The sequence below is a fragment of the Neobacillus drentensis genome (genome assembly GCF_036966985.1).
GTDB lineage: Bacteria > Bacillota > Bacilli > Bacillales > Cytobacillaceae > Neobacillus > Neobacillus drentensis_E.
On the sequence record NZ_JBALSN010000063.1, the window covers coordinates 1 to 17227 of the forward strand.

Below are 17227 nucleotides of genomic sequence, written 5' to 3' on the forward strand. Positions count from 1 at the left end.
TATTCTAAGAGGTACCAAAACAATGCAAATGCAATATCCATTTCCAGCTTTCATTTTCTTAAGACTAACTTTATAAAATATCCACCCCTTTCAAGTTAGTGCTCTATTATTAATGAAACCCATTTCATGAAATCGGTTTCATTAATAAGCAAAAAAAATTAAGTACACTTTTTAAATATACATAATTTTCTAAAAAACGATAAGTAAATAGTACATGCTGATTTTTAATGTGTCAATATCATTTATCCAACTTGCTTATGTCAGCGATTTTTTCGTAAAGTACTATTCCTAATTACAAGTTCAGGTTCGATCACGGTGACTTTTTTTACCTTTTCATTATTGATTAATTTATGCAGGACATTCACCGCATTTTTTCCAAGTTCTAGGCTCTTTTGTGAGACCGTGGTTAGTTCGGGAATGACTGTACTGGCAAGAATCGTATCATCAAAGCCTACGATAGCTATATCTTCAGGAATTTTCAAACCAGCCTCTACTGCTACTTTGACAGCCCCAACCGCTGTCACATCATTTACGCAAAATATGGCAGTGGGCCTTTTCTCTCTTTTTAATAGATCAGCCATCATCTTTTTTCCAGCATACATAGAAAAATCTCCATATAAAATCCATTCATTTGGTACTTTTAATCCATTTGCTTTCATCGTCTTTTTAAACGCTTTGACCTTTTGGGTAGTGGTTGATACAAAATTATATCCACCAAAAAACGCTATTTCATTATGACCAAAATCAATTAAATGCTGTGTCAGCATTTCCGCACCTTTGCCCTCATTTATGATTACCCGGTGTAAGGAGCTATCAGGAAGATTTCCATTGACCAATACGATTGGAATCTTTTTGGCGATATCTTCAACTTCCTTTGCCAGTTCTTGTGAGCAATTAGACAGGTTGATTCGTCCGCCCATAAAAATAATCCCATCGACTTGTTTTTCTCTAAAAATAGTTAGACTTTGAGATTCTAATTCAGGTTGGCCAGAAGTGTTACATAAGAAAAATGTGTATCCTTTACTATTCGCCTCATTTTCCACCCCCCAAAAAACTTCGGGGAAAAAGGGGTTGGTAATATCAGGAAGAATTACACCAATCATTTTTGTTTCCTTTTTTGTAAGGCTTCGGGCTAATGCATTAGGCTGAAATTGGTATTTATTAATCAGAGCCATGATTTTTTCTCGTGTACTTTCTTTTACAGGTGCTGTCCCATTTAAAACGCGAGAAACCGTCGATACCGATACTTCCGCCTCTTTTGCAATATCATATACTGTTACATTATGTTTCAATCGCTATCACCTATCTGAGCTTAATTGATTTTATGGGGATTAAACCTATTTTCATCATACTGGAAACTCTTATAGGAAAAAAGGATTTTAATAATTAGATCATCTTGATGAATGAAAAAAATGGTTGATTCTAATAGTCTATCAAAAAATATTATTATTCGAAGTTCTTATCATTCAAATAATAGGCAGATTCTACGAAATACAGTAAAGGCAATTTCCACCTCAGGAATAGTATAAAGTTCCTTTTATTCAATCAAGTCTGAACAAATATGAAGACCTCCAAATTGATAGATGGTATACTTGTTAGATACTACTACAGTAATGGTGATAAATGTGGTTTATTTATTGATTTTGATTTTCCTCATGGTTAGTATTATATTATTTTTCACTTTTAAAAGACTTTATATTAGAACTTCAACCATGGCTATGGTTATGGCAATTGGGATTGTTACCCAAGGTGTTCTATTAAACTATTTTGGACTCCAGTTCTTCCAACACATTTTCGGAAAAATCCTAAGCATTATTAACCTATCCCTTTGGTTTGCCTTTATTCTTTCTTTGATCATTGCCAGTCTGGATGGAAAATTTAAAGACATCCATTATTCCAATCGTATCAATCGTTTTGGGATTGGCACATGGGTTGCTGGCACATCTATCAGCGGCATCTTATTTTTTAAACAATTCTTCCAATGGGGCTTTATTTCGGTCATTATTGCTTTTATTAACATCGCCCTATGGATTATTTATGTTGGGGTCAGTGTAAAAACTTTTATAGAAATTTTTAGGACAAAATCATATCGGAATGTCCATGGAATTCTTCTTCTTACTACTGTTAGCACACAATCGAACGTCCTTTTACTTAACACTGTTTTCAAAGAATTTCCGGACATCTTTAACCTGTCCTTACTAATCATAGGATTTTGTTTTTATTTGGTTTGTGTTTTCTTTATTTTAATTAGATACATAAAAAATACTTGGTCAATTGAAATGGATTGGAACAATACGAACTGCATATTACATGGCGCTTTGTCTATTTCCGGAATTGCCTGTTTAGTCACAGGCATCATTAGTATTGATACCATAAGATGGATATGGAGAGCAGCCCTTCTAATTTTCATTGCGGTTGAGTCTATTGAAATTTACAGGCTTTTTAAACGGATTAAACACTTTGGCTTAAAAAAAGCGATCTTTATTTATGATGTTACGCAGTGGAGTAGAGTTTTTACTTTTGCCATGTTTTATACTTTTACATCCCTTATCCATACCCATTTATTTATTGGATCCTTCGTGATTGACACGATTTTAAATGAGGGTGTATGGGTGGTTATCATTCTTCTAATGTTTGAACTAATGCTTTGTGTTAGTGATCTCATAAAAGCTAATAAACAATTATCAAGACAAATTGGTAAAGAAAACGAAGTAAGCTCTCCATTTTAATTGGGGAGCTTTTTCATTTTAATATTTTTTTTGTTAGGTGCAGCGTTTGATTTTGGATTTTACGCCGCTAAAAACTACTTATCTCTCTTCCCATTGGTCTAGGATACTTTGAAAAACACCCTTTTTCAAATAAAGCTCAATCTCCATGCGGGTATCCAAACGCAACACTGTCTGGAACATGGTCCTTGAGCCATCCGGTTTAATGGCCTCCACCCTTACTTTTTGGAACGGACTGAGCGGCTCGTTCAATCCTATAATGGAATAAGTCTCTAGACCAGTCAGATTCATCGATTCATAGTTTTTTCCAGGCATGAATTGAAGGGGCACAATCCCCATCATGGCCAAGTTACTGCGGTGAATTCGTTCAAAACTTTCCGCGATGACTGCTTTGACGCCGAGGAGGTAGGTACCTTTAGCAGCCCAATCCCTTGCACTCCCCATTCCATAGTCTTTGCCGGCTATAATGATCAGTGGCGTATTTTCCTGTTGGTAGATCATGGATGCGGAATAGACATCCATTTCTTCCCCACTAGGTACATAGAGGGTTAAACCGCCTGTTTTCTCTACTAGTTTATTCTTTAGCCTTGGATGGGCAAAAGTCCCCCTGACAAGTACCTCATGATTTCCTCGGCGCGAACCGTAAGAATTGAAGTTGGCGGGTTCCACGTCTTGCTCAACAAGGTATTGTCCGGCTGTACTCTCATAAGGAATGTAGCCGACCGGCGAAATATGGTCTGTAGTAACGGAATCACCGAGCATTAACAAGACTCTTGCTTGGTGAATATCTCCTGGCTGGTATTCTTTGATCTCCGCTTTGAAGAAAGGAGATGCTTTAAAATATGTGGACCGATCATCCCACCTAAAAATCGGATGATCATCATATTCTAGACCCTGCCATTTCTCGTCGCCTACAAACACATTTTCATAGGCTTCTCGATATACATCGGATGAAATTGTAGAATCCACTAGGCTGGCAATTTCCTCGGAATTCGGCCAAATATCCTTCAAATAAACCTCTTTTCCCAATGCAGATCTGCCCAATGGCTCTCTCTCCAAATCAATATCCATGGTGCCTGCGATAGCAAAGGCGATAACTAAAGGAGGAGAGACCAAATAGTTTGCTTTTACTAAGGCGTGAATTCGTCCTTCAAAATTACGGTTTCCGCTTAATACAGCAGCAACCGTCAAATCAAGCTCCTGAATCGCATTTTCTACTTCTTCATCCAGTTTGCCGCTGTTGCCAACGCATACTGCACATCCGTAACCGGCATGATAAAATCCCAGCTTTTCCAAATATGGAAGTAATCCTGCTTTTTGCAAATATGCTGTAACCGCCTTTGATCCAGGTGCCAAAGAAGTCTGAATGGTTTTAGGTACGGTTAAGCCGTACTCCACCGCCTTCTTTGCCAAAAGCCCTGCACCTATCATATTGAAGGGGTTTGATGTATTCGTACAGCTAGTTATAGCAGCAATCACGATGGAGCCATCCTTCAATTGTGTACTCGGAGGATTCATTCCGTTCGAGCTTCGTGAAAGGGACTTGGGAAACGATTGTCTCACCGCAGAAATCGGCATTCTGTCTTGCGGTCGACTTGGACCCGAAACACTTGCTTCCACCGTCTGTAAATCAAACCTTATTAAGTCTGAGTAAGCTTTTCCATTCCCACTGGAATCGGGTATATGGAATAATCCTTGTTCTTTACAATATCGCTCCACAAGATCGACTTCCTCATCCTGTTTTCCCGTTATACGTAAAAATTTTAACGTCTCTTCATCAACCGGAAAGAAGCCGCAAGTTGCCCCATATTCTGGCGCCATATTGGAGATGGTCGCCCGATCAGGGAGGGAAAGACTCTTCAAGCCGGGACCAAAAAATTCGACGAATTTACCCACGACATTGTGCCTTCTTAGGAGCTCCGTTATCGTTAAGGCAACATCCGTCGCCGTAACTCCCTCGTTCAGCTGCCCAGTAATTTTGACCCCTACTACGTCGGGTACTGACATACTAACAGGGATACCTAGCATGGCTGCTTCTGCTTCGATTCCTCCAACCCCCCAACCCAACACTCCTAACGCATTTACCATTGTGGTATGGGAATCCGTACCGATTACCATTTCGGGATGAGCGATGCTCTCATCATTTTGATTCGTTAATTGTACAACTTTGGTCAAGCATTCCAAATTAACTTGATGGATGATGCCATTAGCCGGTGGGATGACGCGAAAGCCTGCGAAGGATTGCTGCGCCCATTTTAAAAACCGGTATCTTTCCTGATTTCGTTCATATTCTATATGAAGATTGTTTGAAAAAGCAGATGCCGATCCATAGTAATCAACTTGAACCGAATGATCGATAACCAAATCAACGGGAATAACGGGATTTACGTGACTTGGATCGATTCCTTCCTCCAACAATCGTTGACGAAGCGACACCAAGTCGACTAAAGCCGGAACACCCGATGCATCTTGCATAATAACTCGTGTGGGCACAAGCGGAATTTCAACCGATTCATTGGAGCCTCTTGAAGCTACCCGGATCAAACCCAGTTCTGTAAGCCCGAGTCTGCTTTGATTTCGCATGAGCGATTCAAGCAGAATTCTCGTCGTATATGGCAGGTCATCCACATTCACAATACCACTTTGTCCCAACGACTGCAGGCTGTTAATGGTAACCGATCCATTGGCAGTACTTAACATTTGCTGAAACACTCGTAATCCTCCATTTCTCCCTAACTATAACTTCACTTTTTGCTGAGCCTTTGGACTTACAGATAAGTCCGAACATTTGCCTGCTTTCAAAACAAAGCTGTCTACATATTTCGGAAGACTCTGCTGAATATCCTTTGCCGCCTCCAGTACGCTATTTAATGAAACACCGGTATGAATTCCCATTTCCTCAAATCCGTGAATCAAATCCTCAGAAGCTATATTGCCGCTCGCTCCGGGTGCATAAGGACAGCCTCCCAATCCGCCAGTGGAGCTGTCAAAATGAACAATGCCTTCCTCCCATCCGGCCACGGCATTGGCAAATGCCATGCCTCTTGTATTATGAAGATGAAGGGAAAAAGTGAAGTCCGGAAATCTCCTCATTAATTCACGAACATTGTTTTTAATTCGCAATGGATTTGCCATACCCGTTGTATCCGCAAGTGAAACTTCCTTAATTCCTAAGGAACGGTACCGTTCACATATCATCACAAGACGTTCAACTGGAATTTCACCTTCATAAGGGCATCCAAACGCAACAGAGATCGACCCCGATACCTTCATGCCGTTTTTTTCTGCTAGATCAATTAGCGGTTCAAACTTCTGAAAAGCCTCTAGCGTCTTGCAGTTTGCATTGCTTATGCTATGGGAATCTGAAGCAGACAGCATCAGCTTCACCTTGTCTACGCCAGCTACAATGGCTCTTTCCAAACCGCGGGTATTTGGAACCAGCGCCCTCAGCTTCACATGTTCCGAGCGTTTGATTCTTTTCAACACTTCATCCGCATCTTTCAATTGCGGAATCGCTTTGGGATGAACAAAAGAAGTAACCTCAATTTGTTTGTGGCCGCAATCAATCAGTTGATTAATAATTCTGACTTTTTCTTCCGTTGGAATCCATTCACTGACGCTTTGAAACCCGTCCCTTGGACAAACCTCAGTAATTATAATCTCTCTATTACTCGCCAAGTTCGAACACTCCTTTATATCACTTTTTTCTCTTTTAAACTAGCAATGGTTCCTTCGTCCAGCTCCAAGAGTTTTTTTAGAATTTCATCATTATGCTCGCCTAAATCCGGAGCAATTTGCCTGATGGAACCCGGTGTTTCAGAAAATTTTGGAACAACGCCTGGGATCTTGACTTTACCCAGACGCGGATGGTCGACTTCAACAATATTTTCTCTCGCCTGATACTGAGGATTTTCAAAAATATCCTTGATGCTGTAGATTTGACTCATCGGTACACCGCATTCGTCTAGGAGATGCTGCAGTTCATCCTTTGTTTTCGTTTTCACCCAATCGGAGACAATCCCATTGACTTCATCAAATCGCGTCAAACGGACCGAGTTGGTATGATAGCGTTCATCCGTCAGCATATCTTCCCGATTCATGGCTTTTGCCAAACGCTCAAAGGTCTTGTCGGAGCTCGTAACCAAAATCACCCACTGTCCATCCTTGGTCAGAAAATTCCCCGCAGGTGCTGAATGACCGCTCAATCCCGGTGATCTCTCTTTGATGGTGCCAGTCTGATCATAGTCCGTGACCAAAAATTCCATCATTCTGAACATTGATTCATATAAGCTGACATCTACGTATTGACCTGACCCTTGCTCCTGACAATCCCTGTGATACAAGGCTGTAACCGCAGCAAAAGCGACATAAATCCCTGTAATATAATCAGTTAAGGAAAAAGAAGGGCTGATTGGCGGGCGATCAGGGTATCCATGCAAATACGTAAAACCGCTGAAGGCTGTGGCGGGTGTGCCGAAACCTGCTTTGTGTGAATATGGGCCGGTCTGTCCATAACCTGTTACCCTGATCATGACTAAATCAGGATTGATTTTTCTCAGATCCTCATAGCCAATCCCCCATTTTTCCAATGTTCCGGTTCTGAAGTTTTCAATGACCATATCAGATTTGCTTACCAGTTTTCTTAGTATTTCCTTGCCCTCTTCTTGGTGCAAATCCAACGTAATTGATTTCTTATTACGAGCCATACCAGGCCATCTTAATCCTTCTCCTTTATAATAGGGTCCTAGATTACGCAGTGGGTCACCGACATCGGGCATTTCAATTTTAATGACTTCTGCACCAAAATCACCAAGAAGTGTAGCACCATAGGGAGCCGCAATAACGGTTGACAAATCGAGAATACGGATACCATCTAAGGGACCTTTCGATTTATTAAATTTCATGTATGATCACGCCCTTGAATTTATATAAAATAAAATGATTTCTCTTCAAAAAAGGTATACGTAAAGGCTATATCCATGAATGTATAAAGGAATATAGCCTATTAAATACTAGAATTAGAACCTACCTATTTATTTTTAAACAGTAGTAAGCGCTCTCTCTTTGTAAAGCCAATCTAAATAGTTGTAATCGTCTGCTGAACGGTTCAGCATAATGGTATTACGCAGAAGTCTTGTAACCGAATCTTCTGCATGCTTGATTTCTCCCCAAGTCCGTGCTCCACGCTGCACCTGTGCCGTTCTTGGAATGCGATCTCTTTGGTATTCGTCCAATGCTTTTGCTATATTTGAACCGTTCGCACGTATTTTTTCTGTTAAACAAACTGCATCTTCAAGCGCTTGACAAGCCCCTTGTGCAAGATATTGCAGCATCGCATGAGCGCTATCTCCTAGCAGCGTCACGCGATTGGTTGACCATTTTTCCAGTGGTTCGATATCAAACAGCTTTGTGACCAAACCACGTTCTGCAAACTTCAGTGATTCATTAATGGTCGAACAACTATCGCCAAACATCTGATGGAGTTCCTCCACAGTCCCCCAATCATCGGAGTTCTCATTATAATTGTAGCTTTTGAATACCGCTACTTGGTTTATAACACTCTTATGACGCACCGGATACTGTACCAAGTGAATGCCAGGTCCAATCCACGTTAATTTCTCGTCCCAATCGATATCAATCGTCATTTCCGACATCGGAACAGTAAAGCGATATGCCACATACTGAGAGATAACTGGATCTGCTTGACTTACTAGTTTACGTGCGATCGAACGGATACCATCCGCACCGATGACTGTTTCCGCATTCAGTACCGCTCCGTTTTCACAACGTAATTCTACATAATCATCGGATTCTTCAACGGATTCTAATTTATGATTGGTTAAGAATGAAACATTATCTAAAGATTGACAAGCCTTCAGCAAAACACTATGCAAATCAGAACGATGGATAACAATGTACGGATATCCGAAACGCTCACGGAATGAATCTCCAAATTGAACGGCCGACAGCTCCTTGCCGCTTAACGCGTCCATGAACACATGACGGCGAGGAAACACCGCCAGTTTATAGACTTCATCCAGTACTCCCAAATCATCAAGCGCCCGTAAGCCGTTCGGACCTACCTGCAATCCGGCGCCCACCTCACCAAACTGTGGCGCCTGCTCGAGCAGTGTTACTTTTTTTCCTAATTTAGCAATTCCGTAAGCAGCAGCTAAACCCCCTATTCCACCACCTACAACGATAACCTCTTTAACTTCTCCCACCATAATCACCCCATATATTAAATTAGATTATTTCTACTAATCTATTGCTATTACATCTGAGAGTTCAGGCTCAAAAACTGATAGAATCTCCTGGCAACCGCCATTTTCTGGATAAGCTTCTTCTCGTTCAAAGCCAAAAGGCTCCAAAATTGGCAGATCGTTCGTTGAAAACAAAAATGCCTCTTCTGTTTCAGATGTATTCACATGCTCATGCCATGTCCAGGCCGGCAGTGCGAAGAAGTCGCCTGCTTCCCATTCAAAACGAACACCGTTCATCACCGTATACCCGCTTCCCTTGTGCACATGATATACCGAGCTGTGCATATGGCGATGCGCTTTTCCCCTATATTGAATCGGCAACTTCTGCATTCTGGCGCCAACTCTTCCATTTGCGTCCTTGCCGGTGGATGGATTGATATATTCCACGGCGAATCCGTCGCATGGATCTGGAGCTAATTCACTCTGTCCATCCAATGCTTGTTTCGTCAAATCCCATGTGTATCGACCGAGCGGTGCAGGTGATGGCTTGCGATCCGAAATCGGCCTTACCATCCCACCCGCATAACGCTTTGTGCCGTAATCATCAGGAAACTCAACCGGCTGCTGCTCCTGCGGATACAGTTCGAAGAATGAACTTGTCAGTGCTGAAGTGAATGGGATATCTAAACAGTCCATCCACAGTACCGTTTCGTTTCCTTCATTTAAATGGTCGTGCCAGCACCACTCCGGCGTAATCACGTAGTCCCCCGGTTCGAAATGATATTTCACACCGTTAACAATGCCGGATGCACCCTGGCCTTCCATAATAAACCGCAGTGCTGACGTCATATGCCTGTGAGATGGAGCAATTTCCCCTGGATTAAGCGCTTGAACGGCAGCATACAGCGTTTGCGTTGCCCCGCCCCATCCGTGTGGCTCCAAATGCTTCATACCTGGATTGATTAAATACACGGCTCGCCGATCAATGGATCCCGTCCCTACCTCGAGTAGCTCCTTGGCTTTATCTAAGGCTTCGAGGATTTGCTTTTTTTTCCACAAATATGGAACTGCTCGCGGCTTTGGCTGATGTGAGCTGAATATGGAAGCCCATAAAGGGCCCATATTCTTATCCTTAAGCTCTTGGTGGAAATCCAACAATTCTGGTGTCCATTGTTGTTTTGATTTATGTTCAGACATATTACTTCCCCACTTTCGTAATAACGTACAGTAACAATAAAGTCATTTCAGTTGTCTCATACTCGTATAAAATCGTATTAATATAAACAAAAAGTAAGGATAATAAAATTAAATAAAGTGCTAATATTCAAATAATTTTATTTCTATTAAACACCATTTCTCTCGTTTCTTTTTGATAAATCATGATGAGTTTATCCAATTTCTGACTATAGTAAATTGTCCTATGACTATTTATACCCGTTGCTGCCGCAGACTGGATCATTTCATTTCTCAGTTTCTTGATACTGTGTTCTAATTTATCTAGTTCTGTATAAACCATATGAATTCTCCTAGCTGTCTGTATACAAATAAAATGGTCAAATTCCGGGCTTATAGTCCACCTGTACAGAAAATTCACCGATTCTATCGATGTGAATGCGAACAGTATCACCTTTAGTAATCGGAGCAACTCCTTCCGGTGTTCCAGTCGTGACAATATCCCCAGGAAGAAGCGTCATTACACTAGAAGCTGCCTCAAAAAATTTATAGCAATCGTAAATGAGATCACTCGTGTTGGCTGATTGTCTGATTTCATCATTAACCCACAGATTCATTTGCAGCTGATTCGGATTCTCCACTTCGTCACCCGTCACAATCCATGGACCGATTGGAGTAAAGGTATCAAAGGATTTACGCCATGGCCGATCTTCCTTACCGCGTACCGTAATGTCCATTAAAGCAAGGTATCCGAAGATGTACTTAGACGCATCCTCCGCCTTTACATCCTTGGCCTCCTTACCGACTACAAAAGCTATTTCCGCTTCATGATCCACTCTTCGGTCTCTGAACGGCAGTAGCACCGTTTCATCAGGTCCAATAATCGAAGAAGGCGATTTGAGGAAAAATCCGAGACCGTCCACCGTTGAAGCGGTGTTCATCTCTTGTTTGTGCAGGATATAATTGATTGGAGCTGCTACGATTTTACTCGGATTTGGGACAGGGGCACGTAACGACACGTCCGATACTTGATATACAGGACAAGAACCTAGGCCAGCTTTAATTTTGGGTTTCAAAGCATCGAATTCTCCCATCAGCTTGACTAGGGAGGCTTGCGGTTCCTGGTTGTTCCAAGATGTTAATTCAGTAATATCGATCACACTGCTGCCATCGACAACACCAACGCGATTTTCATTGAACAATGCAATTTTCATTAAAATACTCCTTCCATTTGATTCCTACATTGAAATCAAATCATTTGTTTTTGTTTATAATCATTCAATTGGTTGTGTATCTCGTTTATCCAATCACTGAAGCATGTGAATGTGTCGATTCGTAAACCTTGATCATATAGTTCATGGGCGACTTGCTCCATGCTGCCATGATCAAGAAAGGACTGGGCATAATGACTCAAACAACTGATCCACTTCTCTCGGTGCTCTTTCTCGCTCAGTGGGTACTCTTTGGAACCCGGTGCGTGTTGAAGCGCTTTTTCATACATTTGACCATTCTTTGTCTTAATTTCTATTTCTACTGGCAATCTTCGATTGAGTCGCTTGTCTTCCTCCGACTTCTGCAGTTCTAACACCTTAACCGTAGGTAGCAAATTCTGAATGTCAATACGCTGCACTTGCTCATCCTCAAAACTGCTCAACCTAACATGTCCATCGGCTATCGCTGCAAGTACGGTATATTCGGCACTAAACTTTCCCTGTAATCCTGTCACAGGACGTGAATGTACCAAAGGCAAAAGACTTCTCGGCTGTGCCCGAAGCACAATTGCCTGTACAGCATCTAAGCTCAGCTGATATGCCTCTTTGAGATCAAGCACACCTTGGATAAAGCGGTGTGTACCAAAGCAGCAAGGGAACTTCTTGACGGATAATCCATCTAATATATCGTAAGGCTCGCCGAATCTGATGGAGTTCATCGCGTTCAGTAGCTCCACTTCATCGGCCCCGCCGCTAAACGCCATGAAAAAGCCTCGTTTTCCAAAAATATCACGATTCCCAGTAAAGCCCTGTTCAGCAAGCATTACCGCCTGAATACCGTGTGATGCCGACAATCCAACGTGCAACGACTTGGTCATGGAACCAAAATTCTTCTGTAGCCCACCTGTCATCGATGCAGCGATAGCAATGGCATGGGAGCATTGCTCTGCATTGAGATGAAGCAGATATGAGGAAGCAGCCGCCGCTCCAATCGTACCCAACGTATCGGTGGCATGCCAGCCGAGATTGTAATGCCGTATCCCCATGACCTGCCCAATGCGGATCATGACTTCCGTGCCGATGCTATAGGCCGTAATGACCTCCTTACCCGAGCTCTTAAGCTTCTCGGCAAGAGGCGTTATCGCAGACAGAATTGGAGCGCTTGGATGGATGACGACACCAACCGAGGCATCGTCATAATCCAACACATGGGAAGCCGTCCCATTAATGATGGCTGCTTTATCGCAATCAACTTTCACGGGCTCCCCCCAAAGAGAGGAGACACCACCCTGCACGCTCCCCTGCGAGACATATACCTTTTTAGCCCTTTCTACGGCAGGTTCATTCCATCCTGCTAAAGCTACTCCTATCGTATCAATAATGGCCCTCTTTGCTAATTCCACCATTTCTTCTGGAAGCTGATGATAGGATGTTTCCGTAATAAAGGCAGCGAGCCTTGTCATGAAATTATTGGTTTTTCCATCTTGGTCTACGTTTTTCATTAAATGCTGCCACTCCCTCTAACCGGTCTTCCGATGTCACCAACTGGTTGTATGCTGCAATATCCAGAGCGTAGGCAGTATGGTAGTCTGTTTCAGATCCTTGGTTAATCGAGACCTTTGCCGCTTTTACTGCCATTGGGGCGGTGTTTGCTATCATTTCGGCCAATTCCAATGCAGTTTCCAGCGCTTTTCCTTTGGAAACGACTCGGTTGACCATACCCCATTCGTATGCTAATGCTGCATCAATTTTTCGTCCTGTATAGATAAGCTCCTTGGCACGGCGTACCCCAATTGCTCGAGCCAGATTTTGCAGCCCTCCGCCACCAGGTAAAATTCCTCTTAATGCTTCCGACAAGCCAAAAACAGCTGTTTCCGAAGCAATGATAAAATCAGTTGAAAGTGCCAATTCACATCCTCCGGCAAGCGCATAGCCTTCCACGGCGGCAATGACAGGCACCGGGAAATCCCGAGTCAACAGAACCAATTCCTCAATGATATGATGCTGTCGTTTCCACGTGCCATCGCTCATTCCGTTGCGTTCCTTTAAATCGCCTCCGGTGCTGAACGCTCTCTCTCCTGCTCCGGTAATAACAACACATCTTAAATCTTCGTTATACGCCTGTTCTCGGAAAAGCCTTAGCCTTTCCTCGAGCATTTTCGTATTCATCGCATTCATTACTTCAGGTCTATTTAGCGTGACAACCATAATTTCATTATTTTCACCCTTATATTTAACCTTCAACATTTCATAGGATTCTTGCACTATACTCACAGCATTTGCCCTCCTTTCCTTGACTTCTACTTAATATGATCTTGGCATTTTCAATACGTGCTGACCTACATAGCTTAAAATCAGATTCGAAGAGATTGGAGCAATCTTCATCATTCTTGCTTGCATCCACTTGCGGTTGATGTGGTACTCGTTTGCTGCAGCATAGCCGCCGTGCGTTTGCATACACGCTTCAGCCGCATGATAAGCAGCCTCAGAGCACAGGTACTTCGCCATATTTGCTTCTGCACCAGCCTGAAGATTGTTATCGAATTTAGTTGCGGCTTTATACATAAGCGCCTCCGCAGCTTGAAGCTCCATATACGCCTGCGCAATCGGGAATTGGATGCCTTGGTTTTGCCCGATTGGACGGTTGAATACAACACGCTCGTTCGCATACTTGACAGCCTGGTCAATAAACCACTTACCATTACCAAGCGCGGAACCAGATACAAGAATCCTTTCTGCGACCATTCCATCCATCACGCAGTAAAGTCCTCTTCCTTCTTCACCAATTAAGCATTCCTCAGGTACTTCAAGGTCGTTGAAGAACAATTGATTCGTGTCTCCGCCTAGCATCGTAGAAATTTTCGTTGATTCAATGCCGTTTCCAACTTCACGGGTGTCAATCAGGAACAAGCTGATTCCATGTGTTCTCTTTTCTACTTTGTCAAGTGGTGTTGTACGAGCAAGAAGCAGCATCAAATCTGTGTTATTGAAGCGGGAAATGAAGATTTTTTGGCCGTTAATAATGTAACGGTCTCCCTTTTTCTCAGCAAATGTTTTAATTTTAGTTGTGTCCGTACCAGCATCCGGCTCTGTTACAGCAAAGGTTTGCAGTCTTAAGGAACCGTTTGCAATTTGCGGCAAGTATTTGCGCTTTTGTTCCTCACTGCCGTGTCTAAGAAGTGCACCCATCGTATACATTTGAGCGTGAACCTGGTTAGAGTTTCCGCCAGATAGGTTGACTTCTTCTAAGATTATGGCTCCCTCTGTAAAACCTAACCCTGAGCCACCATACTCTTCCGGAATCAATGCACCTAACCAACCTGCATTACTCATTGCTTTTACAAATTCTGTCGGATAGGTATGATCCTCATGGGATTGTCTCCAATAATCTAAATCAAACCGGGAACAAACCTCTCTCACACCGGCGCGAATATCATTTTGTAAGTCAGAAAATTCAAAATCCATCTTTAATTCCTCCATGTTCTATGATTATTTTTTTCTATTAATTTATCATCCTTGTACCTGCATCCAGGTTTGTGGTCTAATTCCTGAAAGAACCCCGCCCTTGGACAAATGCCCAGGGAGCTCCCGCCCTACAATTTGTTCAGCCTTCTTGGAACATTCGACTAAAGCTTCCAGGTTAAGTCCGGTATCAATGCCCATTTCTTCGCACAAAAATGCAACATCCTCTGTAGAAATGTTTCCTGGTGCCCCTTTCACTGCAGCAAATGGACATACTCCGAGTCCTGCAACCGACGTATCGAATTCCCACAGGCCTTCCTGTAGCGCAGCGTATACGTTAGCGAGACCCTGTCCGCGTGTATCATGCAGATGCAAATGTATATTAATTTCCGGCCATTTATCCTGAATGGCACGAACCGTTCGCTTAATCTGTTCCGGGTTGGCCCAGCCCATCGTATCAGCTAATTTGACTTTCTGAATCCGTTCTCCATAGCTTTCTGCCAAGGAAATGACCTTGCCCATNNAAATATATGTAGCCTTCAAAGTTGCAGCCAAAGGATGCCATAAATCCCATCTGTTTCACAGGAATTCCTGCTGCCTGATAGGCCTCAATCCATTCTGGCAACGCTTTCAGCATTTCACTGGTCGATTTATTCATATTCCGCCTCGAAAAGGCATCACTTGCAGATAGAACAAGACTCCCGTCCAATGTAACGTTATTGGCTAGCGCTCGCTCCAGCCCTTTCAAATTCAGATATGCTGCTCGATAAGCCACCCCTTGCACTCTCTCAATCTTTGCTAACACCATTTCCGCATCTGCCATCTGCGGTACCCACTTCGGACTGACAAAAGATGTAACCTCAATGTTTTTGAGTCCAGTCTGGCTCAATGAGTTAACGAAGACAATCTTATCCTCTGTGGGAATCTTGCTTGCTTCCGATTGAAAGCCTTCCCTTGGCCCTACCTCATATAATTCAACGTGTTGGGGTAATGTCATGGTCTTACCTCCTAACCAACGATGCTCTTACTCTTGAGCTGCTCCAATATTTCTTTTGAATAATTTAATGAGTTAAGAATTTCATCCGTATGCTCCCCTAGCAGTGGAGGTAATGATTGAAGATTGCCTCGTTCTTCATTGATTCGGAATGGAAGATCGACCATTCGGAAATCAGAAACCCTAAAATCTTCAACTGGTTTAATCATTGCGAGCGCATTCACTTGTTCATCGCGGAGCACCCGATCCAATGTATTGATTGGACAACTTGGTACATTGTATTCCGCCATTAAGTTTACGAGGTCGTCCACTTCATATCCTATGGTGACTTCTTCTATAATCCGATGAAGCTCTTTACGGTTTTGGACCCTGGTCGAATTGGATTCAAATCGAGGATCCTCGACTAGCTCTGGCATTTCAAGCGCCGCACATAAATTTTTAAACAGTCGATTGTTTCCCGCAGCGATAATCGCCCATTGGTCCCCTTTGGTTTTAAAAGCTTCATAAGGTGCTGTCGTCGCCATTCCCGTTCCCATCTTCTTCGGAAGATTTCCAGACGCCATGTACGTAGAAAGCTGTAAGGTAACCCATGCAATTCCCGTTTCTAACAGACTGTTTGCCACCTTGCAGCCTTTGCCGGTTTCGTTGCGTTGGTGAAGGGCACTTAGTATACCAATCAAAGACCACATGCCTGTTGCCATATCCACAATCGAAACGCCGACGCGCGCTGGGTCGTCACCCTCATTTCCTGTCAAACTCATTATGCCGCTGTATGCCTGAATAAGTGGGTCGTAGCCTGGTTTGTTTTTCATTTTCCCCTTATCTCCGAACGCACTAATCGCCGCATATATTAATGAAGGATTGATTTCAGATAATTGCTCATAGCCTAGTCCGCGAGATTCTTCGCTTCCAGGCTTCAGGCTATGGATAAAGATGTCTGCAGTCTCGCATAATTGATGGACAATTTTCTGCCCATCTGGATGATTTAGATCGACACAAAGGCTTTTCTTATTACGATTTAACGCCAGGAAGGTGGAAGATTCCCCTCCCCATAATGGCGGATGCCAATGCCTTGTATCATCTCCATGTCCCGGACGTTCAATCTTGATGACCGTCGCTCCTAAATCGCCTAACATTTGTGAACAAAACGGGCCCGCAACGTTTTGCGTTACATCAATGACTGTAAGACCCGAAAGAATATTAGCCATGTTCGTTTCCCCTCTCTCTTTTCTTTATACTGGAACCTTATTGAACTCTTCAGTCAACATTGGAACCACTTCAAATGTCGCTTTTCCATCTTCATTCAGATGATACTGAACAATGGCAGAATCACGTGTTCTTGACCAGCCTTGGTCAAAAATAAAGTTCCCCAAGCTATAGAAGATCGCTGTTCCGTTATAGACTTCCATCGGCTCAAGAACGTGCGGGTGTGCACCGATAATGATATCAGCACCAGCC

At 42.9% G+C, this 17227-nt stretch carries 15 protein-coding genes and 1 pseudogene; 1 reads left to right on the top strand and 15 read right to left on the bottom strand.

What is annotated here, in order from left to right; genetic code table 11:
• Nucleotides 1-260 precede the first annotated feature (260 nt).
• Nucleotides 261-1292: a LacI family DNA-binding transcriptional regulator gene (locus tag V7659_RS04455; protein ID WP_335538369.1), complete on the bottom strand. Its 1032-nt coding sequence runs from the start codon at nt 1290-1292 to the stop codon at nt 261-263.
• Nucleotides 1293-1712: 420 nt separating this feature from the next.
• On the opposite strand from V7659_RS04455, the gene V7659_RS04460 reads away from it, so the two are divergent.
• Nucleotides 1713-2729: a hypothetical protein gene (locus tag V7659_RS04460; RefSeq protein WP_335538371.1), complete on the top strand. Its 1017-nt coding sequence runs from the start codon at nt 1713-1715 to the stop codon at nt 2727-2729.
• A 78-nt stretch (nt 2730-2807) separates the two neighbouring features.
• On the opposite strand, the gene acnA is transcribed toward V7659_RS04460, so the two are convergent.
• The 14 genes and pseudogenes from acnA to V7659_RS04530 all read right to left on the bottom strand — a co-directional run.
• Nucleotides 2808-5438, bottom strand: a complete 2631-nt coding sequence (acnA, locus tag V7659_RS04465; protein WP_335538373.1) for an aconitate hydratase AcnA — start codon at nt 5436-5438, stop codon at nt 2808-2810.
• A gap of 24 nt (nt 5439-5462) precedes the next feature.
• Complete coding sequence (locus tag V7659_RS04470; protein ID WP_335538375.1) at nt 5463-6404, bottom strand: hydroxymethylglutaryl-CoA lyase; 942 nt, start codon at nt 6402-6404, stop codon at nt 5463-5465.
• 14 nt (nt 6405-6418) lie between these two features.
• Entirely contained in the window at nt 6419-7630 is a 1212-nt protein-coding gene (locus V7659_RS04475) for a CaiB/BaiF CoA transferase family protein (protein ID WP_335538376.1), read from the bottom strand.
• Between the two features lie 135 nt (nt 7631-7765).
• Nucleotides 7766-8953, bottom strand: coding sequence for an FAD-dependent oxidoreductase (locus V7659_RS04480; RefSeq protein ID WP_335538377.1), 1188 nt, complete (start codon nt 8951-8953; stop codon nt 7766-7768).
• A 33-nt stretch (nt 8954-8986) separates the two neighbouring features.
• Nucleotides 8987-10126 (bottom strand): cupin domain-containing protein, encoded by a 1140-nt coding sequence (locus V7659_RS04485; protein ID WP_335538379.1) that lies wholly within the window; start codon nt 10124-10126, stop codon nt 8987-8989.
• 127 nt (nt 10127-10253) lie between these two features.
• Nucleotides 10254-10445 (bottom strand): aspartyl-phosphate phosphatase Spo0E family protein, encoded by a 192-nt coding sequence (locus tag V7659_RS04490; RefSeq protein WP_335538381.1) that lies wholly within the window; start codon nt 10443-10445, stop codon nt 10254-10256.
• Nucleotides 10446-10482: 37 nt separating this feature from the next.
• A complete protein-coding gene (locus V7659_RS04495; protein ID WP_335538383.1) occupies nt 10483-11316 on the bottom strand; it encodes a fumarylacetoacetate hydrolase family protein in 834 nt (277 codons plus the stop codon).
• Between the two features lie 35 nt (nt 11317-11351).
• Nucleotides 11352-12815, bottom strand: a complete 1464-nt coding sequence (locus V7659_RS04500) for an MmgE/PrpD family protein (protein WP_335538385.1) — start codon at nt 12813-12815, stop codon at nt 11352-11354.
• Entirely contained in the window at nt 12781-13587 is an 807-nt protein-coding gene (locus tag V7659_RS04505) for an enoyl-CoA hydratase/isomerase family protein (RefSeq protein WP_335538387.1), read from the bottom strand. The genes V7659_RS04500 and V7659_RS04505 overlap by 35 nt, the downstream gene beginning before the upstream one ends.
• Before the next feature lie 30 nt (nt 13588-13617).
• Nucleotides 13618-14778: an acyl-CoA dehydrogenase family protein gene (locus V7659_RS04510; protein ID WP_335538389.1), complete on the bottom strand. Its 1161-nt coding sequence runs from the start codon at nt 14776-14778 to the stop codon at nt 13618-13620.
• Between the two features lie 45 nt (nt 14779-14823).
• The gene (locus V7659_RS04515) at nt 14824-15279 is read right to left on the bottom strand and encodes a hypothetical protein (protein WP_335538390.1); all 456 of its coding nucleotides are present in this window, start codon (nt 15277-15279) and stop codon (nt 14824-14826) included.
• Entirely contained in the window at nt 15233-15772 is a 540-nt protein-coding gene (locus tag V7659_RS04520) for a hypothetical protein (RefSeq protein ID WP_335538391.1), read from the bottom strand. Before V7659_RS04520 ends, V7659_RS04515 begins: the two co-directional genes overlap by 47 nt.
• A gap of 11 nt (nt 15773-15783) precedes the next feature.
• Nucleotides 15784-16977 carry a CaiB/BaiF CoA transferase family protein gene (locus V7659_RS04525; RefSeq protein WP_335538392.1) on the bottom strand — a complete coding sequence of 398 codons (1194 nt, stop codon included), beginning with the start codon at nt 16975-16977 and terminating at the stop codon, nt 15784-15786.
• 27 nt (nt 16978-17004) lie between these two features.
• Nucleotides 17005-17227: pseudogene (locus tag V7659_RS04530) on the bottom strand (CapA family protein); the annotation flags it as partial.